At 47.7% G+C, this 16,656-nt stretch carries 16 protein-coding genes; 7 read left to right on the plus strand and 9 right to left on the minus strand.

Annotated features, from left to right (window positions below; translation table 11 throughout):
• Positions 1 to 68: 68 nt before the first annotated feature.
• From LL912_RS10005 to LL912_RS10015, 3 genes are read right to left on the minus strand one after another with little or no spacing between them, the layout of a single operon-like run.
• Positions 69 to 545, minus strand: a complete 477-nt coding sequence (locus LL912_RS10005) for an SRPBCC family protein (protein WP_235553434.1) — start codon at positions 543 to 545, stop codon at positions 69 to 71.
• Positions 546 to 572: 27 nt separating this feature from the next.
• The gene (locus tag LL912_RS10010) at positions 573 to 1,637 is read right to left on the minus strand and encodes an NAD(P)H-dependent flavin oxidoreductase (protein ID WP_235553435.1); all 1,065 of its coding nucleotides are present in this window, start codon (positions 1,635 to 1,637) and stop codon (positions 573 to 575) included.
• 52 nt (positions 1,638 to 1,689) lie between these two features.
• Positions 1,690 to 3,801: an endonuclease MutS2 gene (locus tag LL912_RS10015; protein ID WP_235553436.1), complete on the minus strand. Its 2,112-nt coding sequence runs from the start codon at positions 3,799 to 3,801 to the stop codon at positions 1,690 to 1,692.
• Between the two features lie 310 nt (positions 3,802 to 4,111).
• On the opposite strand from LL912_RS10015, the gene msrA reads away from it, so the two are divergent.
• The 4 genes from msrA (at position 4,112) to LL912_RS10035 (ending at position 7,930) form a co-directional block, all read left to right on the plus strand.
• Positions 4,112 to 4,654: a peptide-methionine (S)-S-oxide reductase MsrA gene (gene msrA, locus LL912_RS10020; protein ID WP_235553437.1), complete on the plus strand. Its 543-nt coding sequence runs from the start codon at positions 4,112 to 4,114 to the stop codon at positions 4,652 to 4,654.
• Between the two features lie 173 nt (positions 4,655 to 4,827).
• Positions 4,828 to 5,871: an agmatinase family protein gene (locus tag LL912_RS10025; RefSeq protein ID WP_235553438.1), complete on the plus strand. Its 1,044-nt coding sequence runs from the start codon at positions 4,828 to 4,830 to the stop codon at positions 5,869 to 5,871.
• A gap of 29 nt (positions 5,872 to 5,900) precedes the next feature.
• Positions 5,901 to 6,506, plus strand: a complete 606-nt coding sequence (locus LL912_RS10030; protein ID WP_235553439.1) for a hypothetical protein — start codon at positions 5,901 to 5,903, stop codon at positions 6,504 to 6,506.
• Positions 6,507 to 6,628: 122 nt separating this feature from the next.
• On the plus strand, positions 6,629 to 7,930 hold the full coding sequence (locus LL912_RS10035; protein WP_235553440.1) for a radical SAM protein: 1,302 nt from the start codon (positions 6,629 to 6,631) through the stop codon (positions 7,928 to 7,930).
• A 315-nt stretch (positions 7,931 to 8,245) separates the two neighbouring features.
• On the opposite strand, the gene LL912_RS10040 is transcribed toward LL912_RS10035, so the two are convergent.
• Positions 8,246 to 8,671, minus strand: a complete 426-nt coding sequence (locus LL912_RS10040; RefSeq protein ID WP_235553441.1) for a hypothetical protein — start codon at positions 8,669 to 8,671, stop codon at positions 8,246 to 8,248.
• Positions 8,672 to 8,827: 156 nt separating this feature from the next.
• Positions 8,828 to 9,520: a Crp/Fnr family transcriptional regulator gene (locus LL912_RS10045; protein ID WP_235553442.1), complete on the minus strand. Its 693-nt coding sequence runs from the start codon at positions 9,518 to 9,520 to the stop codon at positions 8,828 to 8,830.
• 146 nt (positions 9,521 to 9,666) lie between these two features.
• Between LL912_RS10045 and LL912_RS10050 the strand changes: the two genes are divergently transcribed.
• The 3 genes from LL912_RS10050 to LL912_RS10060 all read left to right on the plus strand — a co-directional run bounded on the left by LL912_RS10050 (position 9,667) and on the right by LL912_RS10060 (position 12,848).
• Positions 9,667 to 11,547, plus strand: a complete 1,881-nt coding sequence (locus tag LL912_RS10050; RefSeq protein WP_235553443.1) for a chloride channel protein — start codon at positions 9,667 to 9,669, stop codon at positions 11,545 to 11,547.
• Between the two features lie 278 nt (positions 11,548 to 11,825).
• Positions 11,826 to 12,266, plus strand: a complete 441-nt coding sequence (locus LL912_RS10055) for a hypothetical protein (protein WP_235553444.1) — start codon at positions 11,826 to 11,828, stop codon at positions 12,264 to 12,266.
• Between the two features lie 84 nt (positions 12,267 to 12,350).
• Positions 12,351 to 12,848 (plus strand): CAP domain-containing protein, encoded by a 498-nt coding sequence (locus LL912_RS10060; RefSeq protein ID WP_235553445.1) that lies wholly within the window; start codon positions 12,351 to 12,353, stop codon positions 12,846 to 12,848.
• A 679-nt stretch (positions 12,849 to 13,527) separates the two neighbouring features.
• On the opposite strand, the gene LL912_RS10065 is transcribed toward LL912_RS10060, so the two are convergent.
• The 4 genes from LL912_RS10065 to prmA form a co-directional block, all read right to left on the minus strand.
• A complete protein-coding gene (locus LL912_RS10065; protein ID WP_235553446.1) occupies positions 13,528 to 13,971 on the minus strand; it encodes a hypothetical protein in 444 nt (147 codons plus the stop codon).
• Between the two features lie 172 nt (positions 13,972 to 14,143).
• Positions 14,144 to 14,956, minus strand: a complete 813-nt coding sequence (locus tag LL912_RS10070) for a M48 family metallopeptidase (protein ID WP_235553447.1) — start codon at positions 14,954 to 14,956, stop codon at positions 14,144 to 14,146.
• 146 nt (positions 14,957 to 15,102) lie between these two features.
• Complete coding sequence (gene plsY, locus LL912_RS10075) at positions 15,103 to 15,750, minus strand: glycerol-3-phosphate 1-O-acyltransferase PlsY (RefSeq protein ID WP_235553448.1); 648 nt, start codon at positions 15,748 to 15,750, stop codon at positions 15,103 to 15,105.
• 82 nt (positions 15,751 to 15,832) lie between these two features.
• Positions 15,833 to 16,654, minus strand: a complete 822-nt coding sequence (prmA, locus tag LL912_RS10080; protein WP_235553449.1) for a 50S ribosomal protein L11 methyltransferase — start codon at positions 16,652 to 16,654, stop codon at positions 15,833 to 15,835.
• Between the last annotated feature and the right edge of the window lie 2 nt (positions 16,655 to 16,656).

Below are 16,656 nucleotides of genomic sequence, written 5' to 3' on the forward strand. Positions count from 1 at the left end.
AAGTCATTGAAAAAAATGAGCCTGAACAGGAACGGCTGATAGCCTTGACGCCCGAAGCATCCGCGGTATTATGCTTCCCGGAGGCCGGATTTCAGGATATGTTCCCAGTTATAGAATACATACCGGTGAATACTTTTCAGACCGATCCACATAGGCAGCGCACCCCAGCGGCGGGCTCCGGGTTTCAATTTAAATTCAGTGGTACGCGTCATCCGGGTTGTTGTCACATTCACAGGATTCAGAACAAAGGTTTCCACGATAGTGTCCACACAAGGGCCAAAATAGATGTTGGTTTCACGCATCTCAAACCGAAGTTTTTCCTCCGGCATCCATTCCAGGATGGTTTGCCGGATCACACCCTTGTCGGAAATGCACTCCCGGGTAGCACCCACACCTCCGCGCTCATCCACCAGCCGGCATTCAATGGGCTTGGGAAGCCCCAAACGAAAATAACAGGGCCTTTGATCCTTCATTTTTGAATGAAACAACAACGGCCACAACCGGTCCGGGGCAGCACTGAATTTCCATGTGGTTTGAACCTGCATAAAAAGACGGTTAAAATTCTCTAGTGGTTAGGACTCATCGGCTAACGCCCTGCCAAACTGCGTTACAATTGTTGCAGACATATCTGCAACCGTAGTAAGCGGCAATTCCGTTCCGGCCCACAGACTGGTAAACTCCGGATCATTCTGCGCCTGGGCCTTTTTACGAAGCGCAGTTGTTAAGGCATTCTGATATGGGTAGGGAAGCACGGGTATACCTGAGGTTTCGATCGCCCTGATAAAAGCATTGGACAACCCTCTTGCCCACCGCCCGGAAAAGGCAGTCGTTAACACGGACCGCATTTCCGTTTTCCCGCTCAGCAATTGTTTATATCCGGGAATGGCCTGGCTTTCCCTTGTAGGAATAAAAAGCGTTCCTAACTGAACGGCGGCGGCCCCCAGATCAATCATCTTTTTTGCTCCTGCCACGTCCCGTATTCCGCCAGCAGCGATCACGGGAATATGTATGTCGGTCTTCATGTCCTGTAATAAAGCTTCCAGCGATTGTTGCGGAAGATCATCGCCCAGGTGCAAAAAACTGCCCCGATGCCCGCCGGCCTCAATACCCTGTGCCACTACCATATCGATACCTTTATCCTGTAACCAGGCGGCTTCTTTCAAACTGGTAGCCGTACCGGTCAGCAATAGGTTATGAGTCTTCAGCAACCGGATACTGTCATCGTCCGGGCACCCGAAAGTAAAGCTCACCAGGCGCACGTCTTCCTTAACCAGTACATCCAGCTGGTCTTTATACGTATACAGACGGGGCAGCCGGAGATCAGCATCGGTCAATATATATCCGCGTTCAGCCGCCAAGCGTTGTATCAGCTGCTGCATAGGCTCCGGAGTTGCAGCATCCAGCTCCGGGACATTGTGCACAAACAGGTTAACGGCAAAGGGTTTTGAAGTTAGCGCCCGCGTCTGGTCCAGCAAGGTTGCAACAGCATCCGGTGAAAGACCACCTACCGCAAGCGATCCCAGTCCGCCTGCATTGGATGCAGCCGCGGCCATTTCCGGGGTTGACACTCCCAGCATCGGTGCCTGTATCACCGGGTACCGGATCTGCAGTTGCCGAAGTAATGTGTGGGTATGCATATCTTAATTTTTGTATTATCCGCACCGCCACTACGTAAAGCGCTGCAGTAAACTATGGCTTTTCCGCTGTTTCTTTTTCTTTCACCACTACCAGGTCTGCCAGTTCAACCTGCATAGGCAATAAGCCAATTTTTACCACCGCGCGTTTACTCTTGATCTCCAGCACTTCTCCCACCTGGTGGTTCCGCTTCATCTTTACCGTGTCCCCTACTTTTATATCCCCGCCCACTTCCTGGTATTTGGATTCGATTTTTTTCTGAATCTTTCCCACCGCTTTCTTTTCCTGCTTATTGAAGAGCAGGTTGTTGATCTGCTTAATGAGTTTTTGTTTATCCTCCTCCTTCTTCCATTCAATGGTGATCTGCTTGAGCTTGCGCTCCATATCTTTCAGATAGGTGATCCGTTCTTCAGATATCTTATTCTGCTCCCGCAGTACGCTCATCTGTTGCCGGTGTTTTTCTTTATCCATCACCCGCTCCATTTCCTTTTTCAGCCGCTCATTTTCTTTGATCAGCCGTTCAAGTTCCTTGTCTTTCTTCGTCAGGTCGCGCAGGTTCTGCTCTGTTTTATTCAGTAGTTTATCCAGCCGGTACTGATCATCATCCACCATTTGCCTTGCCTGGTTGATCAGGCGCTTATCCAGCCCGATCCGCTCTGCAATCGAAAACGTATAAGAGCTTCCCGGACGCCCTACCACCAGCTGGAACATGGGTAACAGGTTCTTTTCGTCAAAGGCCATGGCCCCGTTCACAATGCCATGTGTTTTCCCTGCCATCACTTTCAGATTCAGGTAATGGGTGGTTACAATTCCATAGGAATGCTTTTTCAGCAATTCCAGCAGGATTACTTCTGCAAAAGCTCCGCCAAGGTTGGGGTCACTACCGCTACCCAGCTCATCGATAAAGAACAGGGTTTTACCATTGGCATGCTCCATAAAATATTTCATATGGATGAGATGGCTGCTGTAGGTACTGAGCTCAAACTCCAGGCTCTGCGTATCACCGATGTGGATCATCAATTGTTTAAACACCCCAAACTCGCTGTTGGGATGTACCGGAACCAGTAAACCGCTTTGCACCATCATCTGCAACAATCCCACCGTTTTCATCGTAACGGTTTTTCCGCCTGCGTTCGGGCCGCTTACCACCAGTATCCGCTGGTTTTCATCCAGGGTAATGGACACCGGAAAAGTGGGTTTGCCGGAGCGTTTGTTGTATAAATATAACAGCGGGTGGTACGCATTTACCAGGTGTACCTGGGCCTTATCGGCAACTACTGGAAATTCTCCATTAATATCCCCGGCAAATTTGGCCTTGGCACGTATAAAATCATATTCACCAAGCACCGTATGCCAGGTTTGAAGTAAAGAGGCATAGGTTGACAATGTAGCGGTAAGCTGCCGCAGGATACGGTCTACCTCCTTGCGCTCTTCATGCTCCAGGTCGGCCACTTCATTGTTCAGGTGCATGGTTTCTTCCGGCTCAATAAACGCCGTTTTACGACTATCGCTCTCGCCATGAAGAATTCCTTTTACCGCCCGCTTCTGTTCTGCAAATACCGCAATCACGCGGCGTCCGTTCATAAAACTTTCTTCAATCTCCGCCAGGTACCCCTGCTTGTTGAGTTTTGAAACAATCTTGTCAAAGATGCGCCGCAACTCGGTACGCTTGCGATAGAGGCTCAGCCGGATTTCCTTCAGAGCCGGCGAGGCACTGTCCTTCACCTGCCCAATTTCATCTACGACCTCATCGATCAGGCTGATAATGGCTTTTTCATAATAAGTATCTTTTATCACCCGGTACAGGCTTTCATATGCCAGCTTCCGTTCCGCATCAAACCAGCGGAAGATTTTTTCAATACTCTCCGCCAGCTTCCGGATCTGCAGCAATTGTTCTCCTGTAAGCAAGGCGCCGGCAATGGAAAGCAGCTTCAGCTCCCTGGCCAGGTTTAAAATATAATCATTGGGGAAATAAACGGCGTTCTGTAGCAACTGCTTAAACTCATGCGACTGCTTCAGCTCTTCGTCAATAAACCGTTTATGCGTATGGATGCGCAGCTGTTCGGCCTTACGTTGCGCATAATCCGTTTCACAGTGCTTTGCCAGCAATTCTCTGATCTTATCAAACTCTAATTGTATATATGCCGATTCCGGGTATAATTTCATAAACGTGCGCTACAAATTTTCAAGCCTGCAAAGATACGAGAGGAAACACTAAATACTAAATAGCAAATGCAAAACTCCAAATTCTAAAAAAGTGCTCTGCACGGCTCCGGTCGCGCAACATATTAAACTTTCTGCCGCCAACGCTTGTTATTAAGTTGTAAATTAACGTTCGAATCTGTAATTTACAGTCAGTAATACATTGAAAACTGTTATTCCCATATTAATATTGATCGCGCTGGCGGCAACAGCCTGTGCACAGAAAAAAAAGGAGCCCGTGGTTTTTGCAGGGCCGGCAGCAAAATCTTCTACAATGAGTCAACAAACAGACACAGCCACTTTCGCCAACGGATGCTTCTGGTGCACAGAAGCGATTTTTCAGGATGTAAAAGGTGTATCCTCGGTTACCAGCGGCTATACAGACGGGCATACAAAAAATCCTACCTATAAGGAAGTATGTACCGGCAATACAGGACATGCCGAGGCTTTACAGATCGTTTATGACCCTTCGGTTGTTTCTTTTGACGAGCTGCTGGAGATCTTCTGGAAAACCCATGATCCTACCACACTGAACCGGCAGGGCGGGGATGTAGGCACACAATACCGCAGCGGGATTTATTATCATAATGCCGACCAGAAAGCAAAAGCGGAACATTACAAGCAGGAACTGGACAAAAGCGGGGCTTTTGACAACCCGATTGTAACGGAAATAAAACCCTTTACCGTATTTTACCCGGCAGAGGACTACCATCAGTCGTATTTTAACAATAACGAAAATAAAAATCCCTATTGCACCATGGTTATCCGGCCAAAAGTGGATAAATTTCGTAAAGTATTCAAAGACAAGCTGAAATAGAAGGCGGAATTGAGGTTTGAGATTTCAGATATGAGATATCCAAATTGATATGCCTGTAAAGGTCTCATTTCCCGGCTCTCCATACTCAAACCTCAGGATATAACAAACGTTAATTGTTGCCGGATGCGATAAAAAGCGCATAACTTTGCGCCTTCCAAAAAAAGGAGACAATAATGTTGGACATAACAAATTTCGATCAGAACTGTGTAGCCAACCCGAACAACAACATTTTTGGGCTGCCCAGTACCGAAGAAAACGCCGACCTGATCATTATCAACGTTCCCTGGGAAGTAACCGTAAGCTACGGTGCCGGAACGGCCCGGGCGCCGGAATCCATCCTGAAAGCCAGCCTGCAGGTTGATCTGTATGATCCCGATTATCCCAATGCCTGGAAAAGAGGGTATTATCTGCAACCAACCGATCGGACGGTGCTCCTGAAAAGTGATTTCCTGCGCAAAGAAGCCGAACTCTATATTGACTATATCTCCAAGGGTGAAGAACTGGGCAAGAACCAGTTTATGTGCCGCACCATCAAAGAAGTAAACGAAGGCGGTGTTTATTTGAATAACTGGGTGTATGACCAGGCCAGGGTATTGCTGAATGACAATAAACTGGTAGGACTGCTGGGAGGCGACCATAGTACTCCCCTGGGATTGTTTAAGGCACTGGCAGAAAAACACGGTGAATTCGGGATTCTTCAGATCGATGCCCACTGTGATCTGCGGAAAGCCTATGAAGGGTTTGTTTACTCCCATGCCAGCATTATGTACAATGCCCTGAATGAAATTCCGCAGATCAAAAACATCGTGCAGGTAGGCGTTCGTGACCTTGGACAGGACGAGTGGGAATATATAAAAAACAGTGAATACAGGGTCATTACCTATTTTGACCAGGAAATAAAAGAGCGTCAGTTTGATGGGGATACATTTAAGAATATCGCTGAAGAGATTGTAGGCAAGCTGCCGCAGAAAGTACATATCAGTTTTGATATAGACGGGCTCGACCCCAAATTATGTCCCGATACCGGCACTCCTGTGCCCGGCGGATTTGAACTGGACCGCGTTTTCTTCCTCTTTAAGAAGATCGTGGAAAGCGGCCGCCAGCTGATCGGGTTCGATCTGGTGGAAGTCGGCACCGGGGAAACAGACTGGAATGCAAACGTGGGAGCAAGAGCGCTTTACAAATTATGCAACCTGCTTGCAGATAGCAATCAATAACCCCTTCGCGGAATAAAATTATCCAGCTATTGAGTCATCCGGCACCAGATCACAAACCCGCAGCCACCGTAACCGATGCCGGCCGGGAGTACCGTTTTGAGATCCCGAATGCCCGGGTACTGATCTACCAGGTTTTTGCCTATGGCATTATTTTTTTTAATATCCTGGGACAGTTGTTGATGGATTATCAGCGCAATAGTCCTAATTTAAAGGTCAGCGTGCTTGTGTGTGTGCTGCTTTTTGTACTGTTCATCCTTCGTGATATTTACTTCTTAAGAAAAAGAAATACCCTACAATCACTGGGTATCGTTCTCCTCATCCTGGGTTTCCGATGGTATCAGTATGCGCTGGGATGGGGATTTGCGATCAACGTGCTCTTGTGGTTTCTTTATCTGGTAGCACGCAGGCAGCTGGTCATAACAATAACAGCGGAGGAAATCCGTTACCCTTCCTTTCCCGTTAAAAAAATCGCCTGGAGCGAGGTCAGCAACCTGGTTCTTAAAGCCGGCATTCTTACCATCGACCTTAAGAATAATAAAATATACCAGCATTTTATAAAAGATGCGGATCAGATCGTTTCTGAAGAAATATTTAACGAATTTTGCAGGAAGCAGCTGGCTGTGCAAAGCTGTTAACTAACAGTTATCAGCGATTAGCTTTTAGCTTTCAGATGATCCGGTTCTGCTTGAATTTTGTCTTTTGATCTTTGTTTTTTTAATCTTTCGAAATTTAGAATTTAGCGTTTAGTATTAAAATAATGGCATTAACATCCTCCCCGTACCTGTTGTACTCTGATGGCAACGGAAATATTTTTGAAGATACCAGTCTCTACGCTGTTGGGCGCAGCGGGTGGGATGCCTTGCCCGTACCAGTAGAAGACTGGATCGAGTTGCCGGACGGCGGCTCGCTTTATGAGTTGCCTGAACGGATAGGGATTGGCATTGATGTCATAACCGGTGAATTACGACTTTGTGATAAAGGCTGGGCCGTGGCCGCCTTTATCCCGCCGGCGCATACAGGCTTTTATATTGCCGCTTACGAAACCAAGCCAGAGGCGCCTACCCTGCCGCTGTTTTGCTACACCGCCGTATCCTGGCAGAACGACAAATTCTATGTTCCCGCCATCCGTATCGAACAGGACATCCGCCAGGAATGTGCCGGTTTTGATGCAGACAAAGTAAAACTGGGCGTAGCACAACTCACAAAAGCCTACCCGCACAACCGGCTGGTTCATCACCTGGCGAACAATTGTGCGCTCACCTATCATTGTCCTGCTGCAAGAAACTATTTTATCGGCCGCTGGGAATGCCCCGTGCCTGCATCACCAGCCTGCAATGCCAATTGTGTAGGTTGCATTTCGCTTCAACCCGATGAGGAAACCATCGTGTCTACCCAGGACCGTCTGCAGTTTAAACCCTCCGTGGAAGAGATTGTGGAATTTACGGTGCCGCATCTTGAAACCGCGCCATATCCGCTGATCAGTTTCGGCCAGGGCTGCGAAGGCGAACCGCTGCTAATGTGGGAAACACTGGAAAAAGCAATCATCGAGATCCGCAAGCATACTTCAAAAGGGAGTATCAACATCAATACCAACGGGTCACGTCCCGATGCGGTAAAACGTCTTTGCGAAGCGGGGTTAAACTCAATCCGGGTAAGTACCAACAGTGCCCGAAGCGAGATCTATATGCCGTATTACCGTCCTAATAATTACCAGTTTGAGGATATTGTAGAAAGCCTGAAAATAGTAAATGGCTTTGGTGGCTGGACCTCTATCAACTATTTTGTGTTCCCCGGCATGACGGACAGTGTTGCCGAATACGAGGCCTTGCGGAAACTGATCCGGGATACAGGATTGAAGATGATCCAATGGCGCAACTTCAACATTGATCCCGACTGGTACCTGGGCAAGATCGGGGTTAGTGAGACCGGCGAGTTCATGGGGGTAAAACAACTGATGGAACTGATCAAAGAAGAATTCCCGCACCTGAAATACGGGTATTATAACCCGCCCATGGAACGGATAAAGGGCAACTACGAAGTGGATTTTGCGCATTATTAATCACAGGCAATTTTGTTTCACGCAATGGAGCAAAGACGCAGCGGTTTAGCTGTTGCCACAAAGGTATGAAGACTCTAAGATGCACAAAGGTTAACATTCTTCGTGGGTCTTTGTGTCTCCCGTCTTCGTGGTTCTTATTTCATGCAACGACGCAAAGAAGCAAAGACACGGCAGTTGACTTCTGCAAATAACAGGGCTTCATGTCCGCCCGGCGGATAAAATTTCTAAAGGACTCAAGAGTCAAAAATCAGGAGCCAAAATTCCAAACCACACGGGTTATCTGAAAGCTAAAAGCTGACCGCCGATCACGCTTCTCTACATATAAATATCTTGGTGCTTTACCAGCCAAGGCACTGCCACGGTTGCAAAAATGCCCGAAATGATCGTCAGGCCGAGCAACAGTTCGTGAAACTCGGTGGTCACCACCGGATCTGGCGAACGATGCACCTGGAGCACGCCATAAACACAGAGCAATGTAAATACCGCGGACAGCGACACATAAATCGGGGTTCCGTTCCTGAAATACCGATCAATAAACGCAAATGCCACACCGGCCAGGGGTAACGCAAAAAGCGTGGCAAAGATGATGGTGGACACATTGATCAGATCGTGCAGGGGAAACGCTGTCTGCTCCCGGAAAAGCACATCATATACCAGGTTAAAAACGGTGGCAATGTAGCCTGCAAATAAACCGGCCATCAGCGGTTTATAAATATGGCCATTGTAATTTTTTGTTTCCATGATACAAAAATATGATATAAATCACATTTTTAAAACCACGCATCATTTTTTAACCATCGCTGCACCAGCAGCAATTATTGATGCCCCCTGAAAATCATGGAGCACCAGCCTTTCCGCCAGGACCGTCTCAAAGCCCGACCCGGCAACCGGAAAAGGCTATTTCATATTCGACTCTGCCAGTTTCATCAGCTGCTTCTCCTTCAGAAGGGCAATATTTTTACCGCTGGTACGGATCAGTTTTTCGGCTTCCAGTTCGCTAATTGTACGGGAAATGGTTTCATAGGTAGTACCAACAAAGGAGGCCATATCCTGCCGGGTGAGTTTGATATCAATATACCCTGCATCATTTACACCAAAGCGCTCGTGCAGCATGAGGATGGCCTCAGCAATCCTCCCTTTCACCTCCATATGCGCCATATTGCGCACCCGTTTTTCTGTGGCTTCTAGCTCATTTGCATAAAAATCCATCAGCGCGTACGTTAGCCGGGGATTAACCTGCAGGGTAGCTTCAAAGAACGGGATATCCAGATACATCAGTTCCGTATCTTCAAGCGCTGTAGCCGATACCGGGTACACCTTTCCTTTTCCCAGCCCCCGGTAACCAATCATATCCCCGTTTTTTGCAAACCGGATGATGAGTTCTTTTTCATTGCCCCAGCGTTGGTGAATTTTTACTTTTCCCTTCCGGATAAAGAACACGCCTTTTACTATCTCCTTTTCTGAAAAAACGGGCTGACCTTTTTTTACGACGAGCAGTTGCCGGTTGGCATCCACCGTTGTGCGCCATTCGGGCATGCAGTGGCGGTATAAAATATTATCATCGGATGAGACTTCCTGCTTTTCTTTCATTGCTGTTTTCAAAAATAAAAAAATACTGTTAAGAATTGTTTTGAGAATCAATGTTCTTCCTCCAGATTAAAGGAATTCTTTCTTCTTTTACAGAAAAAATGTGATTTAAATCATATTTTTGCAGCTTCTTTTTAGAATAAACATTTATGAGCATTCCGATTTCAACTTCGCTTCAATCCACCCTGGCCTCCGAACAAATGGAGCAACGGCCCTCCTCAAAAAAGATCCGGCTCGTATTCATTTCCCTGCTGGCCATCGGCATCGGTGCATTGGTAAGCCTGGTAGCAAAACTCCTGATCAGCCTGATCAACCTGGTAACCAATTTGGCTTTCTTTGGTACATTTTCAGCGGCCGATGCCTCTCCCGGCGAGCATCACCTGGGCATGTGGGTAATGGTCATACCTGTGATCGGCGGCATCATGGTTGGCTTTATGGCACTGTATGGTTCCCGGGCCATCAGAGGGCATGGAATTCCCGAGGCCATGGAACAGATCCTTACCAACAACAGTAAAATAAAACCCACCATCACTTATTTAAAGCCGCTTTCCGCTGCTATTGCCATTGGAACAGGGGGGCCCTTTGGCGCAGAAGGCCCGATCATTGCCACCGGCGGTGCATTGGGTTCCACGCTGGGACAGCTGCTCAAAATATCGCACCAGGAACGGAAGGTATTGCTGGCTGCCGGTGCTACCGCGGGTATGTCGGCCATCTTCGGAAGCCCTATTGCCGCTATTTTCCTGGCGATCGAGCTCCTGCTGTTTGAATTTTCTGCTGCTTCCATTTTGCCGGTAGCCCTGGCCTGCATCACCGGAGCAGCCGGGCATCACTTCCTGTTTAGCAGTGAACCTGTATTTGCCATCACACAAACCATCGCCACGCCTTCAAATCCGGCGTTATTCCTATACAGCATCGAAGGAGTCCTGATCGGTTTGCTTGCTGTAGTGGTTACCAAGGCCGTATACGGACTCGAAGCGCTCTTTGAACGCCTGCCGATACACTGGATGTGGTGGCCGGCTATTGGCGGATTGGCGGTAGGCATCATCGGCTATTTTTATCCCAATACACTAGGTGTGGGTTACAACAACATTACCGACGTATTATCCGGTAGTCCCCCCCTTAAGATGATCGCGCTGCTGTTTCTCTTTAAATTTCTATCCTGGGCCATCGCTTTATCCAGTGGCACTTCGGGTGGCACCCTGGCTCCGCTACTTACCATCGGAGGGGCCGCAGGAGCCCTTACCGGTATGGCATTGCACTATTTTTTTCCGCAACTGGATGTTTCGGTTTCTCTTGCAGCACTTATTGGTATGTCGGCCATGTTTGCCGGAGCATCCCGGGCCCTGCTGACTTCAATCCTTTTTGCGCTTGAAACCACGGGACAGGTACATGCGCTGCTGGCATTGTTGGCAGCCTGTGCGCTGGCCTATTTCATTTCTTTTTACCTGATGGAGCATACCATCATGACTGAAAAAATTGCGCGCCGAGGTGTACGCACCCCGGTGAACTATACGCCGGATGTGCTGGAACAATACCAGGTAAAAGATGTCATGAGCAACGAGGCCCTGCTTATCAATAATGATAACCAGATCGCCGATGTCAGGCGCTGGCTCGATCAGCACCCGGATGCCCGCGCCAGCTATTTTATTATTGCCGGCAGCGATCATCAACTCAGAGGTGTGGTCAGTTCTTCCAGTTTGCAGAGCGAGCATCAGGATCCAACCGCCCGTGTAGATACCCTTATCAAACGCAAATCGGTATGGGTACGGGAAAACGGGTCTCTGAAAACAGCGGTGGAAATCATGCTCCGGTTTAATGTGGATCTGCTACCTGTAACGAACAAGGACCAGGTAGTAATCGGCAGCATCAATTACAAAAATATCATGACTGCTTACCAGCATGTACGGAACGCCAGTGAGCAGAAACAGGTACACATTTCATTGAAGCGGCAAACGCTGAAGCTGCTGATAAAAGGAAACCGGCTGGTACGCCGGAATCCCGGCCAACCACGGAACCAGGAAAAAGTGTAATCCTCCAGGCATGAACTGAGCAGATCTTCTTGTTTCTGTCTTATAACCTGTGAAATAGCAGGCAGCCGGTCACAATTGCAACCAGAGTCTTAAGCGGAATGCGTAAACTATAAATGCTGCGGATAATACAGCATGTTGTGTAATCGCTCCCTTGCTGGCATATTAGCATAAAACGCAATGAAAACAGTTTCCTGTTGCTACTTCTGGGCTGCATGATGCACCTATTATTCGCGCAGCCCGGTCATCAGATCACGACTTATCAACAGCACAACCTATGGATGAAACAGCTATCCCGGCAACCGGTAACCGGTCAGCGGGCAATGATCGCAGCCCGGTTGCTTTCCGATACGCAAACTGTGGTACCCCGGCCAGCCTGTAATGTTGGCCTCCAGACCGTAACCCGGCAAGCACAGCTTCCACAACAACAACAGCAGGCCCTGTACAGCAACGACCGGCACATTCCCACACCCCTTGTCTTGATCGACGACTATCCGCTCCGGCGGGATTCCTGCGAATCACTACCAGCTGCCACGGCCCCAGCCCTTGCCGCCTTAATCCGGGAAACAGCCTTTACGCGTATCACGCAAATAACCGGTACTACAGCTACAGCGCTTTATGGCAGCCGGGGCGCAAACGGGGTATTGCTGATGGAGCTAAAGGCAAAAGAGGATCTCCAGTGGTTTAAGGCCGTCTGGCAGGCTTCTATTCCGGTTCCATAGCTTGCCAGATAAGCGCTGCCGGCCTTTAAAGATAATTCTGTGGCATAAAGTTTGACTTTTATTCCTGAAAACCGTATCGAACGTATGAACCGTATCGCATCCTTTGCGCTGATCCTGTGTGTTGCAGTGATGGCTTGTTCTTCTTCAAAACAACCCCGGTTTGCAGGAGATAATAAGAGTCCTGTCGGCAGGAGCCTTTTACAACAGATCAACGCTGTTCGCGCGAAAGGATGTAATTGCGGCGGCCGTAGATACCCGGCAGCACCGCCTTTAAGCTGGAATAATAAGCTGGAAACTGCTGCCGAAGCACACAGTAATTATATGCAGCGCAGCGGCCAGCTCACGCATCGCGGACGCAATGGAATGATGCCGGAAAAAAGGGTTTCAGCTTCGGGATACCCGTGGAGCTATGTTGCCGAAAATATTGCTATGGGACAACAAAGCAATACCGAGGTCATTCAAAGCTGGTTGCAAAGCCCCCAGCATTGCAGGAATATGATGAGCCGGAATGTAACTGAAATCGGCGCTGCCCGCGCCGGGACCTACTGGACCTTAATCCTGGCCGCGCCTGCCAACAGATAAAAGAAGCAGTAAGGAATTACCGCCCCGGCATAGGATAGCCCTTTAGTATTTTAATACCGCTCTTTTTACGTTATCCATTCCCTACTGGTTTATTACGTAGTCTTTTATGCAATGACTCCAGGCTCTGCTTTTAACTGAATACCGGCAGATAACATCCGGCGTTGACTGTGCATTATTTTTTGCCAAAACCGGACGGGATAAAATGGCACTTTGTTACCTACAATAATTCCCCTGCAAGATATACTCTGCCATAACGGGAACCAATGACTGCAATCAGGGGAATGCATGTATTCCATCAAAACCCTGTTTTATACTTTTAAAGCAAGACCCCAGGAAGCGATGCCGGCCGCGCAGAACCGGAGACTTGTTCATAGTTCCAGGCCGCATATATAACCGGCAGCTCTTTTCCTGCAATACAAGCGGTGCATTTATCACCGGCTTTTGTCAGGACCGGCCCCGGAGGCTAGTCCGGTACTATGATTGACGGAAAGGATTTTAAGGAGCAACCGATCTCCCCGAAACAAGCCAACCCGGTGTTTTTTCATAACAGAAAATGAACGACGCTCTCAATTCTGAAAAAAATGGGCCCTTCTGAATACTGTTGGTCTGCTCTTAAAAGACAAGACCTCATTCTGGAATAACAGAATGAGGTCTTACCCATTTTTTAATTACCATTAACTTAAACCAATTCTGCCCTTCTTTTACCTTTCGCACGGGCGCTGCTGTCGCGCTCCGTTTCACAACATTTTTCAAATCGGGTCGCGGTCCACACATGATCCAGCTCCACACTATCCATTCCTGCATAACCCTTGTCGGTAAGTTGGCACCAGCTACGCTCTCTGTTCAGATCGGTTACGATCTTGGAAGTAGATTTCGGGTGCGCCACCCAAAATTTTGTATTCTCCTTTAAACAAGGCATTACTTCATTCAAAATTCCATTCAGCTGATTTTCGTTTACCGCAAACACCAACGCAAAATCAAGCTTCCTTGATTTCAACAAAGGGGTCATGTTCTTGGCAAAGGATAATTTACTGAATTGTTTTTCGATGGATGAGGGGAGTCCTTGAATTAAGAGATTTTTTTCTTCCGCGTACTGTAATTTTTCGAACACTGTTTGAGTCATAAGAACTTGAAGGGGTTTATTAAAAAAATCTGACTTAAATACTCAATTAGCAAACAAGATTCATCTAATTAAAGTGCAAAAGTACGAAAAATTCAAGTTTTAGACAAGCTTTTACAGACAAAACCCCTACTTTGATGAAAGTAAGGGCTTTATCTATTCAAATACATGTTGCTTATTTACCTACCGGACGGTAATATTTCATAGCTTCCGGCATAAACTTTTGCAGTTGTTCAATTCTACGCTCGGGCCCGGGGTGCGTACTTAAGAATTCAGGAGGCCGGCTACCCTGCGCCTGGGCCTGCATCCGCTGCCAGAGACCGATGGCTTCCTGGGGGTTATAGCCTGCCATCGCAGCCCAGATCATTCCATAGTGGTCGGCCTCCAGCTCCTGCTTACGGGAAAATGCCAGAATACCAACCTGTGAGCCCAATCCAACCGCTGTACCAAATAACTGCCGCATTCCACTGGATGTTTTATTAGCCATAAACGCATCCAGGATATTGGTACCATATTGTGCTGCAACGGTCTGGCTCATCCGCTCATTGGTATGTCCGAATAATGCATGGCTTACTTCATGTCCCATTACATTAGCCAACGCTGCCTCGTTTTGAGTGATCGGTAATAACCCGGTATACACCACAATTTTCCCTCCCGGCATGCACCAGGCATTGGCTTCGTTGCTCTGAACCAGTTTGGTTTCCCATTTATAACCGCTCAGGTCACCGCTCAGGTTGTTCTGCCGGTAAAATGCGGTTACAGCGTTAATGATCCGTTGTCCTACCCGGTTTACCATTTCTGCATCCCGGTTGCTGGAACTGGCCACTACTTTATTGGAAGAAAGAAAGGTTTGGTATTCAGATACCGCCATCTGCTGCAACTCCGATTCCGGCAATAACTTCATCTGGCTACGCCCGGTAATGGCATTGGTAGAACATCCTGCTCCTACTGCTGCTGCAGCGATAAAGATGAACAAGTTCTTGATCATAGTGAAGGATTTTAATTTGCAAATAAACAATCTTTGTACCAAAAAAAAGAAGCAATCAGCCTTTAGCTATTAGCTTTCAGTGTCTGGTTTTCAGTTTTGGCGACAGCTGATGGCTATTTGCTGACCGCTGTACCGGGCCCTGCCGGCTATTGGTTGCGCTGTCTGCGGCGGTCTCTGTTTTTAAAGATCGGCACTTTATTTTCGGCACCTTTGAGAATACGCCCGATGTTTTTCTGATGTGTGAGGATCACCAGCAATGCCACAGCCACAGCAAATACCCGGTAAAAATGATTGTCTACATTAAAGATAACCAATATAAAAACCGGAAACGCCAGGCTGGCCAGTATGGAGCTCAGGGATACAAAACGTGTGAGATACAAGACCAGCAAAAAAATACCGGAGCATGCCAAGGCCGTCCAGGGACTGATACCGATAACCAGGCCAAATAAAGTTGCCACTCCTTTCCCCCCACGGAAATTAGCCCATACGGGGAATATATGCCCCAATACCGCCGCAATTCCAAAGATGAGCTGAATGTTTAAAAAAGCAATATCATTATCTGCAAACTGAGGAAGAAACAGGGCCAGTTTTACCGCCAGAAATCCTTTCAGGGAATCACAGATCATCACAAAAGAGCCCCACCGAGGTCCCAGTACCCTGAAGGTATTAGTGGCCCCGGCATTACCACTGCCATAATCCCGGATATCGATTCCAAAAAAACCTTTACTCACCCAAACCGCAGTAGGAATACTGCCTAAACAATACGCTAATAAAAAGAGTAGTACATAATTCATGTATATCCAGCTAAGTGAAATACAAAAATAGCGATAAAAAGCTAACCGGCACTTAATAAATATTTAACATTGTTATAAAATTTTACACATGAAACCTGAGACATAACCATTTGTCTTTCAGAAACTTACCATCAAGCACCAACCCAGCTTCCACGGCCCGTTCCACAATTCCGGGTTCATCCGCTTCCAGTAAACCACTTAAAAGCAAAAGGCCTCCGGCAACCAGTTGCAGCTTTAATTGAGGTATGGTTTCCATGAGCACATTTTTATTAATATTAGCAAGAATCACGTCAAAATTTTCACTTTGCACTGCTGAACCGGACTGCCGTAACCGGATTCCGGTACAATGGTTGATCTCAAAATTCTCCCGGGCATTTTCGATGCTCCATTCATCAATATCGGTTGCCAGAACCGCAGCAGCACCCAGTTTTTGGGCCAGGATCGCCAGTATACCCGTACCCGTGCCAAAGTCAAACACCCGCTTGCCGCCAAAGGAAATGCCGCGCATTTGCTGCATCATCAGCCAGGTGGTAGCATGGTGTCCGGTGCCGAAACTCATTTTGGGATTGATCACAATTTCCTGCTCCACGTTTTCGAAAGACGGGTGAAAAGAGGCCCGTACCGCCACAAAATCGCCGACCACTACGGGTTCAAAATTAGATTCCCAAAGCGCGTTCCAGTTCTGCGACTCCAGCTTGCTGATCTCGTAACCGATCTGTAACGGACTGCAAACCGCATCAAGTTCATCCCGGGTAATCCGGCCTTCACCAAAGAACGCCTTCAACAGGGTATCTCCTTCTTCAAACCCGTCTGCTTTATCGGCAAGCGCCGCAATCAGCAATTCTGAAATCGTTGCCGTAGTGTTCAAAAACACCACCTCTGTATATGTTGCACCAACGCTCATTT

Origin of the sequence: Niabella agricola (assembly GCF_021538615.1) — a bacterium.
Taxonomy (GTDB): Bacteria; Bacteroidota; Bacteroidia; order Chitinophagales; family Chitinophagaceae; genus Niabella; species Niabella agricola.

What these genes read in the sequence shown, in the direction of transcription:
- LL912_RS10035 (WP_235553440.1), top strand. Translation starts at nt 6,629, where the DNA reads ATGGCATTAACATCCTCCCCGTACCTGTTGTACTCTGATGGCAACGGA.
- LL912_RS10005 (WP_235553434.1), bottom strand. Translation starts at nt 545, where the DNA reads ATGCAGGTTCAAACCACATGGAAATTCAGTGCTGCCCCGGACCGGTTG.
- LL912_RS10065 (WP_235553446.1), bottom strand. Translation starts at nt 13,971, where the DNA reads ATGACTCAAACAGTGTTCGAAAAATTACAGTACGCGGAAGAAAAAAAT.
- LL912_RS10055 (WP_235553444.1), top strand. Translation starts at nt 11,826, where the DNA reads ATGAAACAGCTATCCCGGCAACCGGTAACCGGTCAGCGGGCAATGATC.
- LL912_RS10070 (WP_235553447.1), bottom strand. Translation starts at nt 14,956, where the DNA reads ATGATCAAGAACTTGTTCATCTTTATCGCTGCAGCAGCAGTAGGAGCA.
- plsY (WP_235553448.1), bottom strand. Translation starts at nt 15,750, where the DNA reads ATGAATTATGTACTACTCTTTTTATTAGCGTATTGTTTAGGCAGTATT.
- LL912_RS10060 (WP_235553445.1), top strand. Translation starts at nt 12,351, where the DNA reads ATGAACCGTATCGCATCCTTTGCGCTGATCCTGTGTGTTGCAGTGATG.
- LL912_RS10010 (WP_235553435.1), bottom strand. Translation starts at nt 1,637, where the DNA reads ATGCATACCCACACATTACTTCGGCAACTGCAGATCCGGTACCCGGTG.
- msrA (WP_235553437.1), top strand. Translation starts at nt 4,112, where the DNA reads ATGAGTCAACAAACAGACACAGCCACTTTCGCCAACGGATGCTTCTGG.
- LL912_RS10050 (WP_235553443.1), top strand. Translation starts at nt 9,667, where the DNA reads ATGAGCATTCCGATTTCAACTTCGCTTCAATCCACCCTGGCCTCCGAA.
- LL912_RS10025 (WP_235553438.1), top strand. Translation starts at nt 4,828, where the DNA reads ATGTTGGACATAACAAATTTCGATCAGAACTGTGTAGCCAACCCGAAC.
- prmA (WP_235553449.1), bottom strand. Translation starts at nt 16,654, where the DNA reads ATGAGCGTTGGTGCAACATATACAGAGGTGGTGTTTTTGAACACTACG.
- LL912_RS10045 (WP_235553442.1), bottom strand. Translation starts at nt 9,520, where the DNA reads ATGAAAGAAAAGCAGGAAGTCTCATCCGATGATAATATTTTATACCGC.
- LL912_RS10040 (WP_235553441.1), bottom strand. Translation starts at nt 8,671, where the DNA reads ATGGAAACAAAAAATTACAATGGCCATATTTATAAACCGCTGATGGCC.
- LL912_RS10015 (WP_235553436.1), bottom strand. Translation starts at nt 3,801, where the DNA reads ATGAAATTATACCCGGAATCGGCATATATACAATTAGAGTTTGATAAG.